At 42.7% G+C, this 25,251-nt stretch carries 17 protein-coding genes, 2 tRNA genes and 2 pseudogenes; 8 read left to right on the top strand and 13 right to left on the bottom strand.

Translation table 11 applies throughout. From position 1 onward, the window contains the following. Positions 1 to 31: 31 nt before the first annotated feature. The 4 genes and pseudogenes from F5613_RS07160 to F5613_RS07145 all read right to left on the bottom strand — a co-directional run bounded on the left by F5613_RS07160 (position 32) and on the right by F5613_RS07145 (position 4,658). A pseudogene (locus F5613_RS07160) lies at positions 32 to 1,941 on the bottom strand (DUF5916 domain-containing protein). A gap of 796 nt (positions 1,942 to 2,737) precedes the next feature. Then, on the bottom strand, positions 2,738 to 3,478 hold the full coding sequence (locus F5613_RS07155) for a copper homeostasis protein CutC (protein ID WP_179399249.1): 741 nt from the start codon (positions 3,476 to 3,478) through the stop codon (positions 2,738 to 2,740). Positions 3,479 to 3,541: 63 nt separating this feature from the next. After that, on the bottom strand, positions 3,542 to 3,919 hold the full coding sequence (locus F5613_RS07150; protein WP_079681816.1) for a VOC family protein: 378 nt from the start codon (positions 3,917 to 3,919) through the stop codon (positions 3,542 to 3,544). Between the two features lie 16 nt (positions 3,920 to 3,935). Continuing rightward, complete coding sequence (locus tag F5613_RS07145; RefSeq protein WP_179399248.1) at positions 3,936 to 4,658, bottom strand: MBL fold metallo-hydrolase; 723 nt, start codon at positions 4,656 to 4,658, stop codon at positions 3,936 to 3,938. Between the two features lie 240 nt (positions 4,659 to 4,898). On the opposite strand from F5613_RS07145, the gene F5613_RS07140 reads away from it, so the two are divergent. The 6 genes from F5613_RS07140 (at position 4,899) to thrC (ending at position 11,385) form a co-directional block, all read left to right on the top strand. Next, positions 4,899 to 4,972, top strand: a tRNA-Thr gene (locus tag F5613_RS07140). Between the two features lie 18 nt (positions 4,973 to 4,990). Next, positions 4,991 to 5,072, top strand: a tRNA-Tyr gene (locus F5613_RS07135). Positions 5,073 to 5,164: 92 nt separating this feature from the next. Next, positions 5,165 to 6,103 carry a DMT family transporter gene (locus F5613_RS07130; RefSeq protein ID WP_179399247.1) on the top strand — a complete coding sequence of 313 codons (939 nt, stop codon included), beginning with the start codon at positions 5,165 to 5,167 and terminating at the stop codon, positions 6,101 to 6,103. Between the two features lie 301 nt (positions 6,104 to 6,404). After that, a complete protein-coding gene (thrA, locus tag F5613_RS07125; RefSeq protein ID WP_179399246.1) occupies positions 6,405 to 8,846 on the top strand; it encodes a bifunctional aspartate kinase/homoserine dehydrogenase I in 2,442 nt (813 codons plus the stop codon). A 24-nt stretch (positions 8,847 to 8,870) separates the two neighbouring features. Further along, positions 8,871 to 10,079: a cofactor-independent phosphoglycerate mutase gene (locus F5613_RS07120; RefSeq protein ID WP_179399245.1), complete on the top strand. Its 1,209-nt coding sequence runs from the start codon at positions 8,871 to 8,873 to the stop codon at positions 10,077 to 10,079. Between the two features lie 4 nt (positions 10,080 to 10,083). Beyond that, entirely contained in the window at positions 10,084 to 11,385 is a 1,302-nt protein-coding gene (gene thrC, locus F5613_RS07115; protein WP_179399244.1) for a threonine synthase, read from the top strand. A 436-nt stretch (positions 11,386 to 11,821) separates the two neighbouring features. Here thrC and F5613_RS07110 read toward each other — a convergent pair whose 3' ends face one another. From F5613_RS07110 to ltrA, 6 genes and pseudogenes are all read right to left on the bottom strand, one after another. Further along, positions 11,822 to 13,186, bottom strand: a complete 1,365-nt coding sequence (locus F5613_RS07110; RefSeq protein ID WP_179399243.1) for an alpha-L-fucosidase — start codon at positions 13,184 to 13,186, stop codon at positions 11,822 to 11,824. Positions 13,187 to 13,286: 100 nt separating this feature from the next. Then, on the bottom strand, positions 13,287 to 13,724 hold the full coding sequence (locus F5613_RS07105) for a DUF695 domain-containing protein (protein WP_068178682.1): 438 nt from the start codon (positions 13,722 to 13,724) through the stop codon (positions 13,287 to 13,289). A 97-nt stretch (positions 13,725 to 13,821) separates the two neighbouring features. Next, a complete protein-coding gene (locus tag F5613_RS07100; RefSeq protein ID WP_179399242.1) occupies positions 13,822 to 14,715 on the bottom strand; it encodes a bile acid:sodium symporter family protein in 894 nt (297 codons plus the stop codon). Between the two features lie 166 nt (positions 14,716 to 14,881). Further along, positions 14,882 to 15,760, bottom strand: a complete 879-nt coding sequence (locus tag F5613_RS07095) for a hydroxypyruvate isomerase family protein (protein ID WP_068178689.1) — start codon at positions 15,758 to 15,760, stop codon at positions 14,882 to 14,884. Positions 15,761 to 15,808: 48 nt separating this feature from the next. Then, complete coding sequence (locus F5613_RS07090) at positions 15,809 to 16,990, bottom strand: DUF5009 domain-containing protein (RefSeq protein WP_179399241.1); 1,182 nt, start codon at positions 16,988 to 16,990, stop codon at positions 15,809 to 15,811. A gap of 167 nt (positions 16,991 to 17,157) precedes the next feature. Then, positions 17,158 to 18,564: pseudogene (gene ltrA / locus F5613_RS07085) on the bottom strand (group II intron reverse transcriptase/maturase). A gap of 154 nt (positions 18,565 to 18,718) precedes the next feature. Between ltrA and F5613_RS07080 the strand changes: the two are divergent. Next, positions 18,719 to 19,063 (top strand): hypothetical protein, encoded by a 345-nt coding sequence (locus tag F5613_RS07080; RefSeq protein ID WP_179399240.1) that lies wholly within the window; start codon positions 18,719 to 18,721, stop codon positions 19,061 to 19,063. On the opposite strand, the gene F5613_RS07075 is transcribed toward F5613_RS07080, so the two are convergent. The 3 genes from F5613_RS07075 to F5613_RS07065 all read right to left on the bottom strand — a co-directional run bounded on the left by F5613_RS07075 (position 19,055) and on the right by F5613_RS07065 (position 24,122). Beyond that, positions 19,055 to 21,040 (bottom strand): glucosamine-6-phosphate deaminase, encoded by a 1,986-nt coding sequence (locus F5613_RS07075; RefSeq protein ID WP_179399239.1) that lies wholly within the window; start codon positions 21,038 to 21,040, stop codon positions 19,055 to 19,057. The two genes, F5613_RS07080 and F5613_RS07075, sit on opposite strands and share 9 nt — an antisense overlap. 138 nt (positions 21,041 to 21,178) lie before the next feature. Continuing rightward, positions 21,179 to 23,113, bottom strand: coding sequence for an ABC-F family ATP-binding cassette domain-containing protein (locus tag F5613_RS07070; RefSeq protein ID WP_179399238.1), 1,935 nt, complete (start codon positions 23,111 to 23,113; stop codon positions 21,179 to 21,181). A 34-nt stretch (positions 23,114 to 23,147) separates the two neighbouring features. After that, positions 23,148 to 24,122: an alpha/beta hydrolase gene (locus F5613_RS07065; RefSeq protein WP_179399237.1), complete on the bottom strand. Its 975-nt coding sequence runs from the start codon at positions 24,120 to 24,122 to the stop codon at positions 23,148 to 23,150. 117 nt (positions 24,123 to 24,239) lie between these two features. On the opposite strand from F5613_RS07065, the gene F5613_RS07060 reads away from it, so the two are divergent. Next, on the top strand, positions 24,240 to 24,794 hold the full coding sequence (locus F5613_RS07060; protein WP_068178703.1) for a DUF3332 domain-containing protein: 555 nt from the start codon (positions 24,240 to 24,242) through the stop codon (positions 24,792 to 24,794). The last annotated feature ends 457 nt before the right edge of the window (positions 24,795 to 25,251 follow it).

Below are 25,251 nucleotides of genomic sequence, written 5' to 3'. Positions count from 1 at the left end.
TTTCAGATTCATGTAGACAATATCCATATTTTTATATGGAAAACCAATAATTTACTTTAATCATAAATGTATTTCTGGCAGGCAGACCAAACATCCGATCCAGATTGTCTCCCCAACCATTAATTACACTGCTTGCCCGATCGGACATTCTATGCTCCCATACAAAAAAGAGCGTTGATCCCGGGAGGTATTCCCATCGAGCCACGACATTAGATCGGAACTCATTGAAACTAAAGTCGGGTTTTCGGAAATTAAAGACAGGTACTCCCTCTTTTTCAACCGAATAGATATTGTTTGAAAGCTTTAAGCTGGCAGGATCGATAGGTATGTAACGTTCCGAATAGGTAGATGAAGTGGTATTATCCGCTACTTTGAAGTCGCTGAATGTTGCAGTTGAGGTAAATGGTGATCCGTTAAGCTGCAAGGATATATCAGGTGTAACATTTACCTGAAGCTTCATGGTTAAACCATAGGTTTCCTGACTCATATGCCCCATCACATAGTATGGGACAACAGGACGGATGGGCAAAATCTGATTTCCCAACGGCACGGATGAACTTACGTATTGTAAGTTATCTTTGTTCCAGGCATAATCAAACTGACTGGAAAGATAAACATGGTTTCCTAAACGGAATGTAAAAGCAGGGCTTATCTTGTTGGCCGAATTGTATCCGTCTGTATTGTGTGTTCCTTCGTAAGTCATTGTAAACAGTACCCTTTTTGCTTTATCTGTATTTATTTTCAGATAGGTATTGAAACTGGGGTCGAATCTCATATCCTTACCTCCGCGCAACATACGGCTATCAAGCATATTCCATGCCCAGGTCTCCTTAAAATCTACTTCATACCGTTTCATTGTCATACTCTGCCATCTCAAGGATGCGGTATTTAACACCGATTCCCCCCATAATTCCATCGGTTTCTTTGAGTAAGCGTAAAGGTATTGGATCTGAACATCTTCCAGTTGGTAGTTTGACGATACCCTATTTCCGATTCATTTTCATAAAAATCCGCTTCTTTAAGATAACCAATGGCATTTAAATCAAAACCAGGAGATGTCCAACCGACGGTTTCGGAAAAAAACCATTTTGCATTTCCTTTACGACCTACTTTCAGATATCCTCCCGTACCATTTAGTGAAGTACGCCTGGAATCTACTCCCAGATAAGATTGCGCTGATTCTCTTTGGTAATAGTGTACCGGATTCCGTTGAAGCAGACTGATGGCATTTTCAGATCCATTTACTGAGCTGTATATTCCCTTAAAGTCAATGTAATACAAACGGTTACTAAAATATTGAACAAAATCGATCCCGGCCGAATAGGCATTGCTGAACAGAATCTCTTTTAAAGGCGAGTCTTCCATGAAACGGTTGACCGATGTTACCATTCCTCCCAACAAGGTATTACCCTTCCAGTTTTTTTGAACCCGGGCAACGGAATAATTTGTGAGCGGTTCCACCACTTCTTCCGTTTCCATTCCATTACGACTTACTTTGGCTGATGAGCGGGCCGTAATACTTTGCAGAACACCCATGGTTAGTCCATGCCTGTTTGTTCCGGTAAGCTTTAGTGCCCCCAAAATAGGTACATTCTCTTTTGTTTCGGCAAATGAATTTACATTATCGATTCCGGAGGGTGAGTATGAAGGCGATCCGCCAATTCTGCGTGTATAGAACATCATATCATTACCACTGGCAAAATCGAGAATATGTTTTCCTTCCAAAAAGAAGGGGCGCTTCTCGTCGTAAAATGTCTCGTATGCAGTCAGATTCATTACAGACGGGTCCAATTCAACCTGTCCATAATCCGGATTGATTGTCATATCCAGCGTAAAATCGGACAAGGCAAACTTTGCATCCATCCCTATATTTCCTTTCCAACGGTTACCTGTTTGATAGGGACTTCCGGGAACTACCGGTTCGCTGGTAAACTTTCCCATCGTATAAGGCAGAAATTCTATTCCACGGGCTTTGGGTAGTTCTGTCATCTGGTGTACCTCACCAAATGAAAACACATGGCCGTTATTCTTTAGCGGAATCATACTCCAATTCTGGACTTCATTATTACGACGGATAATCCGTCGGATGTGCAATCCCCAAATCCCTTCTTCGGACAGTTGATTGTAGCGAAGCTGACTAAATGGAATTTTTAATTCGGCCGACCAGCTGGAGTCTGCTTTGTTTACCGAAGTCTTCCCTTCCCAAACAGCATTCCAACTCAAATTAACGTTTAGTTTATCGGTTACAACAAGATCTGTTTTATTTCCTCCGGCATTGATATTGAACTCCGGAGCGGCCCGAAAGTCGTGGTAAGTATCAAAGGCAATACTTACCAGATCGCCCAAGCTGTTATCGTCTCGGTTTCCAATAAATTGATTTATCTTTTCGGGAACAGCGTCTTTACAATAAATTCCAACATAAATAAATTTATCATCGTAAAATAATTTGGCTTTTGTAGGGGATAAAGAAATGACCCTCTCGAAAGGAGAAACCTGTACAAACTTTTCAGTCCACACACCTTCCTCCTGCCAGAGAAGATCATTCAGCATCCCATCGATAACGGGTTTATTGTCTGAGATTTTCGTTGCGTAATATACACGTTTATATGCTTTATCAAAAGGCACTACAGAATCTTGTTGTGCATAAACAGATAAAAAGCAAAAAAGGCTAACAATTATAGATATGCATTTCATGTGATTTCGTCTAAAGAATGGACGAAGATACATAAAACAATTATTACATCAAACAAGCAGACACTTTCTTTCTATCAGTTTGTTGCGTTTCGAATTCGGAGCCCAGAGCAGCACTCCCCATCGGTACATTTTCGTTTCGGTACACCATCTGGCTGTAGACGGTACTTCTGGCTGATGTGTGGAATTCTTTCGCTCCTGTTTCCTGCTCGATCTGTGCAATATTATTTTCCCTTACTCCGCAACCGGGCATAATAATTATACGTTCACCGGCCCTTTGTACCAACTCAGCCAATAAAGGAATTCCCTTTACGGCATCCTGCTGCTGTCCTGAAGTGAGTATTCTGTCACATCCTGCAGTAATAATCTGCTCCAAAGCTTCAAAAGGATCCCTGCACACATCGAATGCCCTGTGAAATGTTACCGACAAAGGCTTGGATGCCGCCACTAATTTATTTAGTAATGGAACATCCACATCTCCTTCTTTTGTGAGGCATCCGAAAACAACGCCATGTACTCCAAGCTGTTTCGCCAATTCAATATCATACAACATGGATTGAATTTCTGCCGGAGTATATAAAAAATCACCTCCTCTGGGTCTGATAATGACATTTATATCAATATGGGAAGTAAGCTCCTTAGCCATTCTGATTTCACCATAACTCGGAGTTGTACCTCCCTCCGGAATACCGGCACATAGTTCAACCCTTGCCGCCCCCCCGGCTTCTGCTTCCACGCAACTTGCCGCAGAATTTGCACAAATTTCAAGAATCCTTTTCTGATTCATATTCTATAATCTGATTTAAATAATATCCCCGTCTTATGAGAGGACGGGGACAAACAATCTATTTTATTTTACCGGAAGAATTTCAATCCAATAATTATCCGGGTCATTAATAAAGTAAAGCCCCATGGATGTGTTTTCATAACATACACATCCAAGCTCTTTATGGTATTTACGGATTTCATCGTAATCGCCTTCCACTCGCATACACAAATGGCTCTCATTTTCTCCAAGTTCATATGGTTCTTTCTTGTCTCTTAACCAGGTAAGTTCCAACAGGAATCCTGTTGTTTCTTCGCCGAGGTAGACCAGAATAAATGAACCGTCGGATGCCACTTTACGTTTTTTTTCTTTCAGGCCCAAAGCCTTTTGGTAAAATTCAATACTTCTCTCAAGATCAAGAACATTGATATTGAAATGATCAAATCTGCTTTTTATCTCCATAATTCTATTTAATAGTTTAAAATTCAAAACTTTCTCCCGGTTTTGTAATCATTACAAACCGGACATCCTTCATGCGTGCGTATGCAGCAAATGCATTTGCTTTATCATATTTGAGTCCAAAATGCATGGGTGCAAAATTCTTTACAGATATATAATCTATCAACTGTTCCGCCCCCCGCATGTAATCTTTTCCCAACCGGGGATCAACCGGAAACATGGCCATATCAATTAAAGGAACATTCTTGGCCAGATACGACAATTCTTTCAAGTAGAAATCTTCATATTCGGCCGACTCCTGAGGAGTTGACTCTTCATTCCAATGCCAATTATTTAAATCTCCGGCATGAAATATCCGCTTCCCTCCTACTTCAATGTAAAACGACACCCCCAAATCGGTGGAGCCAAACGCCTCAATCTTCAACAAATCATCCTGATAAGTTTCTCCTTTGTTTAAATATACAGCATCCGTAGCAGATGCTTTACCATCTACCAGAATATCCTTCGAAAAGATATAGTGAATATCCGGTCTGTTAATTTTCCAGGATAAAACTTCGGGCGTGAAATGATCACTATGCCCGTGTGTTGAAAGCACATAAAAAGCGCCCGGACGATTCAGAAGAATATCCTGAACAATTTTACGACCTTTTACGTCTGACTGATCTTTATAAAAGTCGATTAAAATTGTATAATCGTCGCCCTCTATCGCATAGCAACTGTGATAAATATATATTAATTTCATCTTCATTAAATTTATTTTCTGCTTATAAAACCCCTTTCAAGCAAATTATGTTCGCAATACACATAAATTACATCAACCCCATTTACTCTTATTATCAGATTATTACATATTATAACACAAGTTGTGCATACAAAAATACGGCATTTAATGCAGAAATCCACGCTATACAACAAAATTGCAGGAATATTTGGATTGTTAAAATATTATACTACCTTTGCACTCGCTAAGAAAAAAAGCAATGCCTCTTTAGCTCAGTTGGCCAGAGCACGTGATTTGTAATCTCGGGGTCGTTGGTTCGAATCCGACAAGAGGCTCAAATAATTTTTATTGTAGGGCAGTTACCAGAGTGGCCAAATGGGGCTGACTGTAACTCAGCTGACTTCGTCTTCGGTGGTTCGAATCCATCACTGCCCACAAAATTTCAGAACCATGCATTCATTAATGCATGGTTCTTTGTTTATAGTATCAGCCCAAATAGTACATTTGTAAAAATAAATTGACGGTCAATGATGACAAAGGATAAATACATAGGCCATTTGTTGATTTTTATAGTAAATATTCTGTTTGCAATAAATATCTCCATCTCCAAATCATTATTACCCATACATGTTACCCCTTTTGGATTAACCTTGTTGCGTATGCTGTTTGCCTGTGTAATGTTTTGGATAACATCCCTCTTTGTACCCAAGGAACATGTACCTGTAAAAGATCTGGCCCTGCTCTTTTTCTGTTCGATGACAGGGATTGCAATCAACCAGGGATTGTTCATATATGGCCTTACAAATACATCACCAATAGATGCGTCAATCATATCGACTGCGTCTCCCATATTTGTGATGGTACTGGCAGCAATCATACTAAAGGAACCCATTACACGGATGAAAGCTTTCGGGGTATTGGTTGGCGCAACAGGAGCAATCGGGCTTATCTTGGCTTCAGGACAAGTGGCTTCCGGTAAAAGCAATCTGCTAGGTAATATGTTGTGTATGCTAAGCTCTTTTTCATACTCCATATATCTGGTTATCGCCAAACCCATTACGAAACGCTACTCGTCTGTCACAATAATGAAGTGGATGTTTCTTTTTTCAACCCTTGTTATATTTCCATTTACTTACAACGACCTTATTGAAACACCTGCATTTCATGGAACAATCAACAGTCAATATATTTTGTCAATTCTTTATGTCCTGTTTTTTGCAACCTTCATCCCTTATCTGTTAATTCCCATCTCATTGAAGAGGATACGTCCCACAACCATGAGTATGTACAATTACATACAGCCCTTAGGCGCATCCATCATAGCCATCATGGTTGGTCAAGACACATTTTCGTTGGTCAAACTCATTGCGGCAGTATTTGTTTTCTCAGGCGTCTACCTGGTAACACAAAGTAAAAGTCGCGATGATATAGAAAGAAGTATTGCTTCAAAAAACAGGAAAAAGTAAGCAAAAAGGCAACTTTACAAACAAAACATCAAGTTATTTCCCTAAAAACGCTTTCAATTGAAAAATTATCACTAATATTGCCGAATAAATAATAACGAATTCAATCGAACAGAAAATAATGATTGCAACTTTTGCATACCATACCTGGGCATTGACAATGACCCCTTAGGGGGGAAGAATCTACATATAAGCATACGCAGCAACCACGTTCTGCGATGTTGCAATCCTTAGTATTGCATCTCTTTTTACCGGCATGCCCGGTCCTTTCAATCTAGAAATATAAATTAAATACGTCATACCGATGAAAGTATTAAAATTCGGCGGAACATCCGTAGGTTCCGTGAATAGCATTTTGAGTGTGAAGAAGATAGTAGAGGCTATTGAAGAGCCTGTCATTGTAGTTGTTTCCGCTTTAGGAGGAATAACGGACAAATTACTTGCCACCTCAGCTATGGCATCGAAAGGCGATGTTGCTTACGAAAAAGAATTTTCAGAAATTATCTCCCGTCACCTGGATGTGATAGAAGGAGTAATACCAGATATAACTATACGCAAGGAAGTTCAAAAACAGACTATGTCCTTGCTTGACGAACTTGGAAACATCTTCAGAGGGGTTTACCTAATCAATGATTTGTCGGCTAAAACTTCCGATACAATTGTAAGTTACGGAGAACGGCTTTCGTCTTTGATTGTTTCAAATGTGATAAATGACGCTGTGTTATTCGATTCACGAAAGTTTATTAAAACAATCAAGCAGTTTAACAAACACATTGTTGACTTCGACCTTACGAACGCTCTTATCAAAGAGACATTCGCCTCCTTACCTAAAGTATCCTTAGTTCCTGGTTTTATATCAACTAGTAAGGAAAATGGAGAGATAACAAACCTGGGAAGGGGTGGTTCGGATTATACTGCTTCTATTCTGGCAACAGCATTGGATGCCTCCATTCTTGAGATCTGGACGGACGTTGATGGCTTCATGACTGCCGATCCGAGGGTTATCAGCTCGGCATATGTTATTGATCAGCTAACCTTTATTGAGGCAATGGAGTTGTGTAACTTTGGAGCCAAGGTTATATATCCTCCAACAATCTACCCCGTATATCATAAAAATATACCGATCCGAATCCGGAATACGTTTAATCCGGACGCACCTGGCACATATATCTCGAAAGAAAAGCCGGCCAACGAAAAACAAAAATCAATTAAGGGAATTTCCTCTATTAATGACACTTGCCTGATTACTGTACAAGGATTGGGCATGGTTGGTGTAATTGGAGTAAACTACAGGATATTCAAAACGCTTGCCAAAAGCGGCATAAGTGTTTTTATGGTATCGCAGGCCAGTTCGGAAAACAACACCTCATTTGCTGTTCGCAACGCAGATGCGGAAGTGGCAGTAAAGGTGTTGAATGAAGAGTTTGCATTAGAACGTTCGCAGGGTGAAATCAATGATATTGAAGCAGAAACCGATCTGGCAACCGTTGCTATTGTAGGCGAAAACATGAAACGCACACCCGGTATTGCCGGCAGATTGTTCGGAACGTTAGGGCGCAGCGGTATCAGTGTTATTGCTTGTGCACAAGGAGCATCCGAAACAAATATCTCATTTGTAATCAAAGCAAAATACCTTCGGAAAGCCTTAAACTCTATTCACGACTCCTTTTTTCTGTCGGAATACAAAGTGCTGAACCTGTTTGTAACCGGAGTTGGAATCGTGGGTGGCAGTCTGCTTGAACAAATAAAAAACCAGCGGGTAAACCTGATGGAACAAAACGGACTTAAACTGAATGTTGTTGGGATAGCCAACACCCGGAAAGCATTGTTCTGCAGAGAAGGTCTGGACCTTACCAATTGGCAAGACGATTTAAAGGTGAAAGGTCTGGATAGTTCGCCGGTAAAACTTTGTGAAGAGATTCTTCAGATGAATATATTTAATTCAGTTTTTGTGGATTGCACTGCTAGTCAGGATGTTGCAGGGCTTTATGAAACATTGCTAAACAACAATATATCTGTGGTTGCTGCCAATAAACTGGCTGCATCATCATCATACGACAATTATTTTAAACTTAAAGAGATTTCCCGTCACCGTGGCGTCAAATTTCTCTTTGAAACCAATGTTGGAGCTGGACTTCCCATCATCAATACGATGAACGACCTGATCAACAGCGGCGATCATATTCTAAAACTGGAGGCCGTATTATCAGGAACGCTCAATTACATATTCAATACCCTGAGTGCAGATGTTCCGTTGAGTACAGCCATCCGAATGGCAAAGCAGGCAGGATATTCAGAGCCAGACCCACGCATTGACTTAAGCGGTAAAGATGTAATACGTAAATTGGTTATCCTGGCACGCGAAGCAGGTTATAAAGTAGAACAAGCCGATGTTGTAAAGGATCTGTTTATTCCTGAGAAGTTCTTTGCCGGTTCATTGGAAGATTTTTGGAGTAGCATTACCGAACTGGACGCAGAGTTTGAAGAAAAAAGACAATATCTGGAAAAAGAACACAAGCGTTTCCGTTTTGTAGCTTCCATGGAAAAGGGTAAATGCCGTGTGGGACTACAGGAAGTAGACAGTCATCATCCCTTCTACGAACTGGAAGGAAGCAATAACATAATCATGATTTCCACGGAGCGATATCACGAATATCCCATGATTATTAAAGGTTACGGAGCCGGAGCCGATGTTACGGCAGCCGGTGTGTTTGCAGACATAATTTCCATAGCCAACATTCGTTAATAAATCAGGAGGAAAGGGTACATTATGAAACACATAGTTATTTTAGGCGATGGAATGGCCGATGAGCCAATTGAAGCCCTGGGAGGTCTTACTCCCTTACAAGCTGCTGATACACCTTACATGGATAAATTGGCCGCATTAGGAAGAAATGGAAGACTAAAAACCGTACCAGATGGCTTTCATCCGGGAAGTGAAGTAGCCAATATGGCGGTTTTAGGATATAATATGCCAAAGGTTTACGAAGGCAGAGGGGTTCTTGAAGCTGCCAGCATAGGTGTAGAGTTGCAACCGGGCGATCTTGCCATGCGTTGCAATCTAATTTGCGTTGAAGGAGAGATTCTTAAGAATCATTCGGCTGGCCACATATCTACGGAAGAGTCGGACGAGCTGATTAAATTTCTGAATCAGGAACTGGGAAGCGAACAGGTGGTATTTTATACCGGTGTATCCTACCGCAATCTATTGGTGATTAAGGGTGGCGACAAACGTTTGGATTGTACTCCTCCCCACGATGTCCCTTTACGTCCGTTTCGTCCATTGCTTATTAAACCGGAAGCTCCCGAAGCAAATGATACAGCCGAATTATTAAACAACCTGATACTTAAATCTCAGGACATACTCAAAGATCATCCGGTAAACCAACGACGAATTGCTCTGGGTAAAGATCCCGCCAACAGTATCTGGCCCTGGTCTCCGGGATACCGTCCTGCCATGGAAACCATGCAGCAGATGTATGGTTTTGAAAAAGGGGCTGTTATCTCGGCAGTCGACCTCATCAGAGGTATCGGCGTATATGCCGGATTGGAGGTTCTAACTGTCGAGGGAGCCACAGGGCTATACGACACCAACTACGAGGGAAAAGCAGAAGCTGCCTTGCAGGCGCTGAAGACAAACGACTTTGTCTACCTGCATGTGGAGGCAAGCGACGAAGCTGGTCACGAAGGGGATGTAGATCTAAAAATAAAGACTATCGAGTATCTTGACAAGCGGGCTATCAAACCCATCTTTGAAACACTGCAGACATGGGATGAACCGGTGGCAATAGCTGTTTTACCCGATCACCCCACTCCATGTTCAATTCGGACGCATACTAACGAGCCTATTCCATTTATAATCTACAAGCCCGGACAAACACCCGATGCAGTACAACGCTACGATGAATATGCGGCTAAAGAAGGATATTACGGAGAGTTGAAAGAGGATGAGTTTATGCGTGAATTTCTTAAAGACTAACAAGATGAAATATTATAGTACAAACAGACTGGCTCCTCTTGCCACCTTGGAAGAGGCGGTAGTTAAAGGACTGGCAGGCGACAAGGGTCTGTATATGCCAGAAAAGATAAAGGCATTACCATCATCTTTCTTCGAAAAAATGAAGGATATGTCTTTTCAGGAAATTTCATACGTAGTTGCCGATGCCTTTTTTGGCGAAGATGTAGATGCCGATACCCTGAAACAAATTGTTTACGACACCCTACCCTTCGATGCTCCGGTGGTGCATGTAAACAATTCTATTTATAGTCTGGAGTTATATCACGGCCCCACGCTTGCATTTAAAGACGTAGGTGGCAGATTTATGGCCCGTCTGTTAGGTCATTTTATACGTAAACAAGGCAAGAAAGAGGTCAACGTATTGGTTGCCACCTCGGGAGATACCGGAAGTGCCGTTGCCAATGGCTTTTTGGGTGTACCGGGTATCCATGTGTATGTATTATACCCCAAAGGGAAAGTCAGCCCCATTCAGGAATGCCAGTTCACCACTTTGGGTCAGAATATTACAGCCCTGGAAATTGAAGGAACATTCGACGACTGCCAGGCACTCGTAAAGTCGGCTTTCATGGACAAGGAGCTGAATGCTCACATGCAACTGACATCGGCTAACTCCATTAATGTGGCACGTTTCCTGCCACAGGCATTCTACTACTTTTATGCCTATGCACAACTGGCTAAGATGGGTAAGGCAGATAACCTTGTATTCTGTGTTCCGAGTGGTAACTTTGGAAATATAACAGCCGGACTATTTGGAATGCGGATGGGATTACCTGTTAAACGTTTTATTGCAGCCAACAATCGGAACGATGTATTTCTGCAGTATCTGCAAACAGGTATCTATACCCCTCGTCCCTCGGTGACTACCATAGCCAATGCCATGGATGTAGGCGACCCCAGTAATTTTGCCCGCATACTGGATCTGTACGGAAATTCACACGAAGCCGTCTGTGAAAAAATCAGCGGATGCATGTATACAGATGAAGAAATAGCCGAGACAGTAAAGTCAACCTTTACAGAAACCGGTTATTTGCTGGATCCTCACGGAGCTTGTGGATACCGCGCCCTGAAGGAGCAACTAAAAGAGGGGGAAACCGGTGTTTTCCTGGAAACAGCACATCCGGCCAAATTCAAAGATACTGTAGAAGCCATCATTGAAGAACCTGTCGAAATTCCCGGCAAGTTGCAGGAGTTTATGAAGGGAACCAAACAAAGCATCGGATTGCAGAAGGATTTTGAAGGATTCAAAAGCTTTTTGATGAATTGCTGAACCGCCTCGCTGGGGTTCCTAAACGTAATATAACGATGGATTTATGAGTATTCGTTTAGTAGAACATAAAGTTGTTTCTAGAACCAGCAACAGTTTGTTTGTAGAGCTTGCAGCTTGTAGAAGCTGCTGTAGTTTGTAGAACATACTGTAGCTTCCAGAGAATACAGAATTTTGTAGAATATACCGTAACTTCTAAAGCATAAAGTAGTTTCAAAAGTATGCAGCAGTTTGTAAACGAGTAGATTGCACAACATGCAGCAGTATGTGGAACATGCAGTAGAGAGATCTGTAAATTACGGTATAAAAGAATATATCGAAAATAGGAAAAGGAGTCCGGTATTTGCACCGAACTCCTTTTTTATTACGTACTTTAGTATCAATCTGATTTAAGAAGCCATTTCCAAAGAGCTCTCATTTCTTCAGAGATTACTTCATTTTATTTTACTTCCAGTACAATCACCTGGTCAGGAACTTCTGCTGTGGGAGCAATTGCCGGCAAAGTAAGCACCTTCTTTTTGAAGCTAAACTTCACGGGCGAACCATCCTTTAATAAAGTTGCCTTTGTTATTTTCTTGTAAGGAAAATCGGTAAGCACAATTTCGGGTTGTGTACCTTGCAATATATGCACATATACCTTACCAGGTTTTGTGGTGAGGCATCCCCAAGGCTGTGGACGAATATATCCACCTTCGGTATTGTAAATACTTTCTCCGTATATTTTCATCCAGTCACCTATTTCATTGAAAACATGGACAAATTCGGGCTGCATTTCGCCGTTAGGCAACGGACCGATATTCAGGAGCAGATTCCCTCCGTTTCCTGCCGATTTTACAAGCAAGCCAACTACTTCTGCTTTCGATTTGAAAGAGCTGTCGGTTATCGAATACCCCCAGGTATTGTTTATGGTAGCACAAGTTTCAAGTGGCAGATGAGAAATGGTCTGAAAACTCAATCCCTTCGTATTTTCGCCCGGCACATCTTGTTCGAACATTTGGAAATCCTCGCCGGCAAGAGGTGACATATGATGGTTGTTCCCAATCAGACAACCCGGCTGCAAAGCATGAATGTGATCGTAAATCTCACGCATGTGCCAATTTACAAAGACATCCGAATCCTTACGAGTCTCACTTTCTACCGGCATCTGATCCCAATAACCATCAAACCATATTCCTCCAATCGGACCATAATTGGTAAGCAGCTCGCTCAACTGGTTTTTCATAAACTGGATGTAATCTTCCCAATTACCTTTCACTGTACGCCCCGTACCCTGACCTGTCCGGCCTGTCCACCACGAATAATCGTCGCGGCGCCAATCCAGAATAGAATAATAGAGGAAAAGTTTCATATCCTGTTTACGGCACTCCTCGGCCAACTCTTTCAGAACATCCCTTTTAAAATGGGTATTCATTATATTAAAATCGGAATACCGGGTATCCCAAAGGCTGAAACCATCGTGATGACGGGTAACAAACGTAATATACTTCATCCCGGCCCGTTTGGCATCCGCCACCCACCTGGCCGCATCAAAATCTACCGGATTAAAACTTTTGGTAAGCAACGAATAATCCTTGATCTTTATGTTTTTATTATTCATCACCCATTCGCCATCCCCCAGCAGACTGAAAAGTCCCCAGTGAACAAACATACCGAATTTAGCATTTTTGAACCATTCGCGGGATTGCATATTCGCATCGGATGGTGTATAGGGTTGAACCGGAGGTTGAGGAACAACGGGCGACTGCGCAAATAGAGAGGCACTCAATGCCAAAAGCGTCAAGCTAGTCACAATAATTTTCTTCATGATTAAAAATATAATATGGATACTAAAAGAACAAAAATAAACAATCCCGGAGAAATTCGGGTCGAATTTTCCGGGATAAATAATAAAAGGCAGATAATACTTAGTCTACCGCCCACTGTTTCATTTCATACATATCAAGATACTCATCCCATTCCGGATCCACTTCCGTATATATTTCGATCGGTAATAATTCAAAAGATTCCAATGCTTCATTGAGACGTTCACCAAATACACGCACCGTACGGGTATAGAATATCCAGGTCTTCTCTCCTCCACCCGTATATACACCCGTAAGAATTGCCAGCTTATCCTTTTCCATCGCTTTCGCCATAGCCTCTTGTACACTTTCCATTTTCTCGGCCAATTCGTCCGAAGGCATCCCTTTCTCGTCGCCTTCAAACTTCCACGAAATTTCCACTCTCTCCTTAAACTTACCCGACTTTACAAATTCGGTCAGCTCTTCTCTACCACAAACCGTGACAAGCTGCCCTTTTTCGTCTTCCGAAAGTGCAGTAAACCATTCCTTACTTAGTCTCATATCCTTAATGTATTAATTTTTCGTATTTTTCTTCAAAGATAGTTTACAACACGAACTATCCGTACTTATCACGTAAAAAAAGAGTGTGTTATACAGCTTATTCATTTTTTCGTCCCTTCAACCAGAGCTGATACGAATTTATGGAATTCTGCCACAACACATAAGCCGCTGGAGCTATGGACGCAATCGGATTTAAATACACCTGAGCCATCCAGATAGCAAGGATTGTATTCTTCTGTCCCAGACCTTGTCCGGACGACACCGGATCTCCATACCTTTTACCCAAACGCCTGCCCAATAGAAATTGACCTACACAGATTACGAGCGAAACCACAGCCAATCCAATCTCAACGGTATAGTCGGGATCTTGCTGTTCCACCAGAAACCTTACAGTACTACCCGTAACGATAGTAAGCGCCACAGCCCACAAATAAAAAGACAATTTATGAACACTAAGTATCCTGGCATGTAGTTTAGGAAGAAATGCTCGTAAAGACCAGGCAAATACTAAAGGAAGAATCAGCAACGGACCAACCTGGCGGCAGATAAAAAGAAAAGATTCGAAGAATGGCATCTCACTCTGGCTCCCCATAAAAGAAAACAAAACCGGAGCCATAATCGCCACTCCAATGTTGCATAACAACACATAGTTAGTCAGAAATGCCACACTGCCACCCAACATACCTGTAATAACAGCCGCCGATGTGGCGGTTGGAGCCAGCACACAGATAAGCGCGCCCTGGGCCACCACCGGATCATACAGGTACACCAACCCATACACAACGACACAACCAACCAACTGAATAAGCAATAGCCATTTATGAAGCGGATGCAATCGCATCTCACGGGGCGACAACTTACAAAACGTAAGCAATAGCATCGTAAAAATAAGATACGGTGTAAGGAAAGAAATATAACCGACCAACCGGTAAGAAAGAGCTCCCGTAAGCATGGCAAGTGGAAGCATCCAGTCCTTTATAAATTTAAGCACGATACCTATATATTAAAAACCGGTACAAAGGAACGGTTTATAAAGTAAAGTAACAAGCGAAATTCCACAAAATAACATCTTCCGGCTTTGCCGGAAGATGTTAACAACGAACTATCAAGTGTCTATAAAAAATCAATACAGATACCCCTTAATTTGCAGATTCGAATCATACATCGCAAATGCGGATACATTTTTCAAGGGAAGCAATAGGATCGGCCTGTTTGGGGACAAACTCCTGTCCTACAAAACCTTTATAACCGGTCTTCACAATCGCCTGCATGATAGCCGGATAATAAAGCTCCTGAGTTTCATCAATCTCATTTCTACCAGGATTTCCCCCCGTATGTATATGTGAAAAGAAAGAATGATAACGGTTTATGTTCTCAATGATATTACCCTCCATAATCTGCATATGATAAATATCATACAACAGTTTAAAATTGGGAGAACCCAAGCGACGGCATAATTCAACACCCCATACCGTATGATCGCACAAATAATCCTTATGCCCTACACTGTTAAGCAGCTCCATGGTAAGTACCACATTGTGTTTCTCGGCTATAGGGAGTATACGTTTCAATCCTTTCTCACAATTCTCCCACCCCTGCAGATCGGTAACCCCGTTCCTTTTGCCTGCAAAACAAATCAGGTTGGTTAGTCCGGCTGCTGCTACCTGCGGTATAACCTCTTCATAGCTTTTAACCAGTTCATCGTGCAATGAAGGATCGTTAAATGCCCGGTCAATTCCTAAACCGGCTCCCTGCGCCATAGCCACCGTGAGTCCGTTTTGCTGCACGATGGGCCAATCTTTCGGATCCAGCAGCTCTACAGATTCAATTCCTATGCGTTTACAGATTTTACAGAATTCATCCAGATCATAATTCCCGAAACACCATTTGCTCACAGAGTGACGGATATTGCCTTTCAGGGGAGCAGGGACATTCTTTTTTGATTGTTTTGACTGTGCTGAAACACCCGATACTGCCAAAGCCGCACCACCTGCCAATACCGTTTTAATGGCTGTACGCCTGTTTATGTTCTTCATATAGATTGTAAATATGATTAAAAATCAAATATAGTATTTTTATCTTTTCTAAACCTTAAGCTTTATATTAATCTTCATTAATCCCCAGGCAATTGCCAGAATAAGGAAAGAGTAGACAACCGATCTAAGCAATCCCGGCAAACCGGAGGTAAGCACCTCCGGATACGAAACCTGCAGCAGCGACTGCAAACTATACCATACATAGGGTATAATATAACAGGTTAGCGTAACCTTGCCTGCCGGAGCGAGCAGCTTAAACCAACCGCTTTTACCCAATACGTCCGTTAGCAGATATATAAATGCGAATAAAGGGAAGAAGATTGAGCAGCAATAAAAAAACCAGGTGGGAGTTGCCTGTAATTTTGATATTATCCAGAAGTTGTGCGATACCACTCCCGCAATCAGCATCCCGATTCCAATCTGCAGGAATAGCAGCAGAAAGGAATTAGGCCGTTGAGGATCTGCATATCGCTGCATCAGGAGGGATGCTACAACACCAGCAAGACCAAAGGCATGCAAAGTAGCTTCACTGGGCACAGCTTGAATAAATCCAACCGTACTGAACAGACCGGCTTCAGAACAAACAGAGCAACCCAACATCAACCCTAAAGCGATCAGATTCAACATCAGATTCGACCTTATTAAAAGATATATGAAGGCACACACCAGGTAAGTCCACCCGATAAGACCCAATATGCCCCACCACTGTGGCGAAAAAGAGGAACCATTCGCACCGCGGTAGCGATAAAACAGGTATGCTAATATGGCAACACCCAACAGCTTCATTGCTGCAAACAACCATTTTCTTAAACCGGATACCTTGGGATAAAGACTCCAGACAAGGAAAAACGCCAATACCATAAGGATAGAAAACCAGGGCTTTGATATACCGGTTGCCGTGGCATCAATGGTATCCCGGTTAACGGTAAAAAGCCCCATCACCAGCAATGCAACCGTACGCCAGAAAATATGGACAGCCACCTGACCCGTAGTATCACCCTTCTTGAAGCGGTTTTCAATGGCAAACGGAACAGCCATTCCCATAGCAAATAAGAACCCCGGAAATATTGTATCGGAAAAACCCAGCATATCTTCATGTTCCGTAGCATGCAGTAACCAATGCGGGATATCCCTCAACCCGGGAATATCATTTACAAAAAGCATCAGGAACATGGTAAGTGCACGGAATATATCTAATGCCTCCACGCGCAGCATCTTTATATTATTCATAAACAGATCGTATATTTAAGGATAACTGAGATGGCAACAAAGATAAATGAATTACCCAGATAAGCAAACATAAATCGAGTAGGAGGAAAACAAAAGTAGTTTTCTTCCTACTTTTGTTTTCCGACCTCTCCCACCACCGTACATGCCGTTCGGCATACGGCGGTTCTTTAATTACGATGCAGACGGCGATATAATCTCATTATTTGTGGATAACCTGCTCGGTCTAGACTCTCATCTGTAATTGCCCGATGCAGCACCCAGCTGTTGGCTATGTGCCAGTATCCTTTACGGGTATTAGCCCATTGCCAAGCCTGATGTTTGTTTATACCACATTTCTGGAGATTATGTGACTTCGTGCTGATTTTCTTCCAACTCTTCCATATATACGTCCTTAGCCTGCGACGATACCAACCATCCGTCTTTTGGATAAATTGGTTCATGTCTGCTAAACGGTAGTAAGTTAGCCAGCCTCGTACGTATTGTGACAATCGTTGCTTTAGCCATGCATAACCTTTTCCATTGTTTCGTTTGGTTATTTGTTTGAGCGTGCGTTTGAACTTTTCTTGACTTGTACGGTGGGTGCGTAGACCGCACTTGCCTTTGGACCTTCAGTAGAATGAGTAGCCAAGGTATTTCATGCCTCGAACATCTCCAATGATGGTCTTTTCCATATTCACTTTAAGGAAGAGTTTCTTCTCTAAATAGGTGGATATACTGTCTCGTACTCGTTCTGTGGCTCGCTTGCTTTTAACCAAAATCAGACAATCGTCTGCGTAGCGTACAAATGGATGACCTCGGCGAGACAACTCTTTATCAAGCTCATTCAGCAAGATATTGCTTAGAATCGGGCTTAACGGACCCCCTTGAGGAACTCCCTCCTCGGTTGATTCATACTTATGAGCAACCATTACGCCGGCTTTGAGATAGTGATGGATAAGTGAAATTACCCGTCCATCTTTGATTGTCCGTGACAACACCTCTATCAGCTTGCTATGGTTTACTGTATCGAAGAATCGTTCCAAGTCAAGGTTTATGCAGTAATGATACCCATTGTCTGCATATTCCTGCACCCGCTTCAGCGCATCGTGGGCGCTGCGGTTTGGGCGGAAGCCAAAACTGTTGTCATTGAACTCTCGTTCGTATATCGGTATCAACACTTGGCTTATAGCCTGTTGGATGAACCGGTCAACAACCGTAGGGATACCGAGTTGACGTGCCTTGCCGTTGTCCTTGGGGATATCGACACGACGGACCGGATTGGGCCGGTACTTACCCTTTAGTAGCTGCTCTATCAATTCGTCTTTGTGGAGGTTTAGGTATGGCAACAGTTCGCTCGTTCCCATCTTATCGACACCTCCGGATCCGTCATTCCCTATTACTTGCCGATAAGATCGATTTAAGTTTTCGGGACTCAGGATAAGTTCCAACAAATTGGTTGTGCCTATCTGCACTTCCACTAGGTTTTCACCTATTATCCTCATAAAAGTCTGCGCTCCATCATACCCTTCGGATTCCGTCCTATTCATCTGATGGCAGCCAACAGATTCTGTTGTTTGCTGCATTGTTTCTTCCATTTGGTAATAATGTAATAATTCCAGTTTAATTAAAGTTCAGTCCTTCACCAGGTTGTCGATGTTTTTTTCCCTTCCCGGTTACTATGACCTCTGCTGACTTCTCACGGTTCGTTGTTACTGCTCGGATGACCTCGCCCGTGAGATCTCCCCAGTTATGGACGTATTCTTTCAATCTTATACCTGCTTGATTTACTCCAAGTGTTCCGAACAGCTATCGGACTTTGTTTTGTATTGCAAACTAATCCACACTCGTGAGCCTTGGTATCAAGTTTCTGTTCGTCAGGCCAGATCTTTGCCGAAGACTTCCTTCAGATTACACCTCGCGATGAACACCCTTGTCGTTGGCTGGACGCTTCCCGCTGTTAGGGCGCGTTGGGGACTTACACCCGTTAGAATACGTTCGTGCTGGGCGAACAATAAAAAAACACCGCACTTTATACTACAGTGCGGTGTTTTAAGTATCTATACCAACAGCCTAAAGGCTGCCGGATCAGCGTAAAGGAATATACTGAACAAAGGCCTCGATAGCTTCGTATGATGCAAGTCCGAGGTCGTTGTAAAGTTCGGCAGTAGCACGGTTACGATCTTCGGCACGTTGCCAGAACAAACGCTCGTCGTCACCAAGGAACGGAGCACTTTCCATCTGCGACTGATGTTTCAGGATCGAGTTACGTTTAAAGCGTAATTCTTCCGGACTGATTGGAACGGCCATTTCAACGTGGTCCATTTCCCATTCTGCCCAGGCACCGCGGTACATCCATACACGGCAATTCTTCATCCATTCTTCATCTTTCACATCATCGATGGCAGCCAGGATAGCATCCAGACATACCTTGTGTGTTCCGTGAGGATCGGCTAAGTCACCTGCCACGAACATCTGATCGGGCTGAATCTTTTCGATAAGCGCCTTTACAATGTCCTTATCGGCTTCACCCAGGTCGTTCTTCTTTACCAGACCGGTTTCGTAGAAAGGCAAATCAAGGAAATGCACATTCTCATCCTTAACACCCGTATAACGACAAGCAGTACGTGCCTCTTCGCGACGAATAGTACCCTTCATGAAAAGTACATCCGGTTTTTCTTTTTCGCCTTCCACCTTCTCGTGAAGCAGGTAATGCTTTATCTCGTCGGCTTTCTTCAGAACAGGATCATCTTTCGAAGCATACTTCTCGCAAACATTGTGCAGGTAAGAAACGTAGCGGATTACCTCTTCGTCGCCAACGGCAATATTACCCGAAGTCTGGTATGCCACATGCACATCATGATTCTGCACACAAAGACGGCGTAAAGTTCCACCCATGGAGATTACATCATCATCGGGATGCGGACTAAACACAATCACCTTCTTAGGAAACGGATTGGCTCTTTCGGGACGATTGCTGTCGTCTGCATTGGGTTTACCACCCGGCCATCCGGTGATAGTATGCTGCAGATCATTGAAGATCTTTATGTTTACATTGTAAGCCGAACCGTAAATACCAAGCAGTTCGCCCAGACCGTGTTCGCTGTAATCTTTATTTGTAAGTTTCAGGATCGGTTTTTTGGTAAGCTGGCACAACCAAACGATGGCACGTCTTATCAGCTTATTGTCCCAATCGCAATTTGTAACCAACCAGGGATGGCTGATACGGGTGAGGTTGTAGGCAGCAGACAGGTCGATCACCACCTTCGCATTATCGTGATTCTGCAAGAAAGTAGCCGGAATCGTATCGCTTAATTTACCTTCAACCGCGTTGAATATGTTTGCAGCTTTATCTTCACCCCAAGCCATTAAGATAATGTGCTTCGACTTCAGTATGGTAGAAATACCCATTGTGATAACGCTGGTGGGCACATTGTCGATGGAGTTGAACATACGGGAAGCCTCCTTGCGGGAATTGTTGTCCATAAAAACCAGACGAGTTGTGGTATTGGCACTCGAACCCGGACCGTTAAAGCCGATATTACAAGCATATCCTACACCCAACAACATATAGTCTATTCCCCCTACCTGTTGAATCTGACGTTCATAGTTACGGCAGAATTCGTAGATATTATCCTTTTCCATGAAACCGTCTGGCGAATAGATATTGGCCGGATCGATATCTACATGGTCGAGAAGAGCCTCTTTTAATTGAGAAAGATTGCTGAATGCGGCAGATGTCAACGGATAAAATTCGTACACGTTGAACACTTTAACATTCCGGAAGCTCAATCCTTCTTCCTTGTGCATCCGAACCAAATTACGATAAACACTGATAGGAGAACGTCCGCCTGAAAGTCCCAACACCAGCTTTTCGCCGGCAGCTTGTTTCTTACGGATCTCCGTTGCAATCTCTGTAGCAATGGCTAATGCACCTTTGTCGGCCGATTCGTAAATATTCGTCGGAATTTTCTCGAAACGGGTCAAGACAGAATGCTCATAGGCGTTATCAGGACGATAGAACCGCTCAGGGATGCGGGTCAACGTAATTTGAGAACTAAGGTTTGTTTTCATTATTATTCTGATTTAGTACAACATATATATCATAAACGTTTAAGCTGCAAATATAACCTTTTCTGAACGTACCTCAAATAACTTTTTTAATAAAAAGATGAAACATCAAGGTATTCTTTATTTATTTTAAAATCTTTTTCACGATTTCAGGTCTTCCAGCTCTTGTATACAACAACTCCAAAGGTCCATTGTTTCGGACAACTCCTTTTTTATGGCACCATATTTTGCATATAAGGCTGTATCTGCAGAGCCTTCGGGCGTTGCAAGCATGGATTCCAGTTGGGCCTGTTCGGCTTCCAGCCGTTCTATTTTTGCTTCCGCTTCGGCAACCGACTTTTCAGCTTTTTTCAATGCCCTGTTTTGTTCCTTACGTGATTCGTACGACATTTTACTCTGCGAGGGCTGGTCGTCTGTTTCAGTATTTTTTTGTACTGCGGATGTTGCTTTTTCAAGCTCCTGCAGGTTATCCATCTTCTTCCGGTTCAGGAATTCATAAATACCACCCAGATGCTCTGTCACCCGCTGGTTGCCAAACTCATACACTTTATCCACCAGTCCGTCAAGGAATTCGCGGTCGTGCGACACCAGAATCACCGTTCCATCAAATTCGCGCAAGGCGTCTTTCAGCACATCTTTCGATCGCATGTCCAAATGGTTCGTGGGCTCATCGAGTATCAGCAAATTAACCGGCTCCAGCAACAGGCGTATCATGGCCAGGCGGCTTCGCTCACCCCCCGACAATACCTCCACTTTCTTGTCCGACGCTTCGCCTCCAAACATAAAAGCACCTAAGATATCCCTTATTTTGGTACGGATATCTCCCTGGGCCACATAATCGATGGTGTCGAATACCGTAAGTTTGTCGTCCAGTAACTGAGCCTGATTCTGGGCAAAGTAACCGATCTTCACATTGTGACCGAGCTGCAGCTTGCCTTCAAAATCAATCTCACCCATAATACATTTTACCAACGTAGACTTACCCTCACCGTTTTTACCCACAAAGGCCACCTTATCGCCCCGGTTGATAGTTAATGTTGCATGTTCGAAGATAAGGTGATCGCCATATCGTTTGGCTACATCTTCCATAATAACCGGATACGAACCCGATCGGGGAGCCGGTGGAAACTTAAGGTTCAGCATAGCTGTATCCACTTCATCCACCTCAATCCGATCTATTTTTTCGAGTTGTTTGATACGCGATTGTACCTGAACCGATTTGGTAGCCTTGTAACGGAACCGCTCGATAAAGGCTTCGGTATCCTGAAGCTTTTTCTGTTGATTCTCAAATGCCCGCATCTGTTGCTCCCTCCGCTCTTCGCGCAGCACTACATAATGAGAGTAATTTACCTTATAGTCGTATATCTTACCAAGCGAGATCTCGATTGTACGGAAAGTAGTGGCATCAATAAAGGCCCGGTCGTGCGAAACCAATATAACCGCATTGGCACGGGTAGCCAGAAAGTTCTCGAGCCATTGGATAGATTCGATATCAAGGTGATTGGTAGGCTCATCCAGTAATAATACGTCGGGCTGACGAAGCAATAATTTAGCCAGCTCGATACGCATACGCCATCCACCGCTGAATTCGGAGGTAAGCCGTTCGAAATCCTCACGTACAAAACCGAGTCCCATCAGGGTGCGTTCCAGCTCGGCCTGATAAGAGTTTCCCCCCATCATCTGGAAATGTTCGGTAAGGTGCGTCACCTTGTCTATCAGGTCGTGATACGACTCCGATTCGTAGTCGGTACGTTCGGCCAACTCTAAAGTAAGCCGCTCCAGTTGTTTTTCAAGTTGATGTATCTGGTCGAAGGCCTGTTCTGCCTCTTCGCGTACCGTACGTGTATCCGTAAGCTGCATTTGCTGAGGAAGGTACCCGATGGTAAGTTCTTTGGGAACGCTAATGTTTCCTGCAGTAGGCGATTGCAATCCCGCAAAGATTTTAAGCATGGTGGATTTACCGGCTCCGTTTTTACCAACCAAGGCAATCCTGTCTTTCTTGTTAACAACAAACGAAACATCATCAAAAAGTGTAAAACCACCAAACTCTACTGTAAGTCCTTCAACCGATATCATAATTCATTATTTATGACAGCAAAGATACAACAGATTAGGGGTTCTTTACAAACTTTTCGAGCAATAACAGCAGTTCGCTGTTTAACGGAAGGGAAGGATCCGAATAGGTAGCAAGCTGAGCCTGCTGTTCCATAACGCTACAATCTTTAAGAACATGATTCATATCAGCTATCATAAATAATCCGGCTTTGGGTGCAGCCTGCTTTAAAAGTTCGGCATCAGCCCAGGGAACCTGTATGTCGGTCTTCCCCTGAACAATCAGCACCGGCATCTCCAGTGTACCTATTATTTCGAGAGGATTGTACTTGTAACACGAAATAAGATACGGCTGAACCGATGTTCTGAACAGAGCCTGTAGACCCAACGGAACCTGGGGGTAAAGTTTCCCGTTCCGAAGCGAGTCGTTTATAGCTACCACCCGGTCTTTCAACTCCTGAGGCAAAGCCGACAGTTGCGATTCAATCAGCTTGTCCATCGGTTTACCGGGTCCGGCTACCGAAACAAACCCTTTTACTTTTGCATTGGTACGGCATGACACCATCCCGATAAGCGCCCCTTCGCTATGACCAAGCACATATACATCCTTAAAACGACGGTCGCCCGCCAGTTTATCTATCCACAAACGTACATCGTTTACGTAATCGTCGAAACGTAACGAAAACTCATCTTTAGCAGCAGCGGCACTGGATGCAATCCCCCTTTTATCGAAACGTACGGTGGCAATCCCTTTTTGGGCCAAACCTTCAGCTATCAGCTTCAGGGTATTGGGCTGTATACCCAACTGCATACTGTTTCCATTCATATCCGTTGGTCCGGATCCGGCAATCAGTAACACAACAGGATACCCCTCTCCTATTCCGGGAGTCATCATCATTCCCCGGATGATTCCCTGGGGTGTTTGCAAACTATACTCTCTGTCGTTTGGATTTGTAACAGTCTGTGCCTTCACCAAATGAGTGCCAAGCAGAATAAAAAGACAAAGTGTTATTACAAAACGGACATTTCTCATTCTTTTTGTTTTAAATAGATTTACATCGATGTAAATTTATCATTTTTATTGAGCATTATAGCTTTTACAAACAAAATGTTTTTAACTTCGCCACATATATACTAACATCTATTAGTCATGAAAAGGAAAAGTTCAACTCTATTGCTTGCTACTGTGCTAGGTGGCAGCGTTATGTTTTCGTCTTGTATTGGTTCATTTGGCCTTACTAACAAGTTGTTGGCATGGAACCAGACAATCGACAGTAAATTCGTAAACGAATTGGTTTTTATCGCGTTTTGCATTGTACCCGTATATCCTATATCTGCTATGGCGGATCTGATCGTAATCAATTCAATTGAGTTCTGGTCGGGCGAAAATCCTGTGGCCGACACCGGCAAGGTTAAAACCATTGAAGGTAAAGACGGCATTTACACAGTTGAGACAAAAGCGGATGGTTACCAGATTAAAAAAGAAGGCGACGATAAGACCGTAGATCTTATTTTTGACAAAGCCGACAAAACCTGGAGTGTAGAAAGCGATGGCGAAACTGCCAAGCTTCTTAAATTTACGGAAGACGACAAAGTAGTAATGTATCTTCCCGACGGAAAAGAGATGAATGTTGAATTAAATCAGGCAGGTGTACTTGCTTTCAGACAGATCGCAGACAACTATAATTTCTTTGCTGCCCGCTGATAAATTCATCCGGATATGTATATTTAAGACCTCTGTTTTAAACGGAGGTCTTTTTTTGGTCCTATTATCTGCTTATTCAGATTTATTATAAATTGTTTAACATGTTTTATGACCAAAACCCTTGACAAATAAATGTATTCCACTATCTTTGTATCGTGGTTTTTTCATAATAGTATTAGATTTAAGGTTAACAAAGTTTGGTTAGGGGATGTCGGGATGACATCCTTTAATTGTTTATAGACGGTTCATCTTCCAAATAAAACCGATTTATTGCAAAACAATCTGTTATCTATCATTATTCGGCTCTATCCTTTTAATTTACAAAGAGATATAAAATGACAGATCAAAAAATTGATCTGTCATCAACTATCATCTGTCATCCGCACGAAGTAAGCGTCTCCGCGATGCCATCTTGTGAACACATTTGATCCCCTTTACCTTTGTTTTCAAAAAAGAA

It is taken from the genome of Macellibacteroides fermentans (genome assembly GCF_013409575.1).
GTDB lineage: Bacteria > Bacteroidota > Bacteroidia > Bacteroidales > Tannerellaceae > Macellibacteroides > Macellibacteroides fermentans.
Note: the sequence above shows the minus strand (reverse complement) of the source record. Positions and strands in the feature narration are given on the sequence as shown.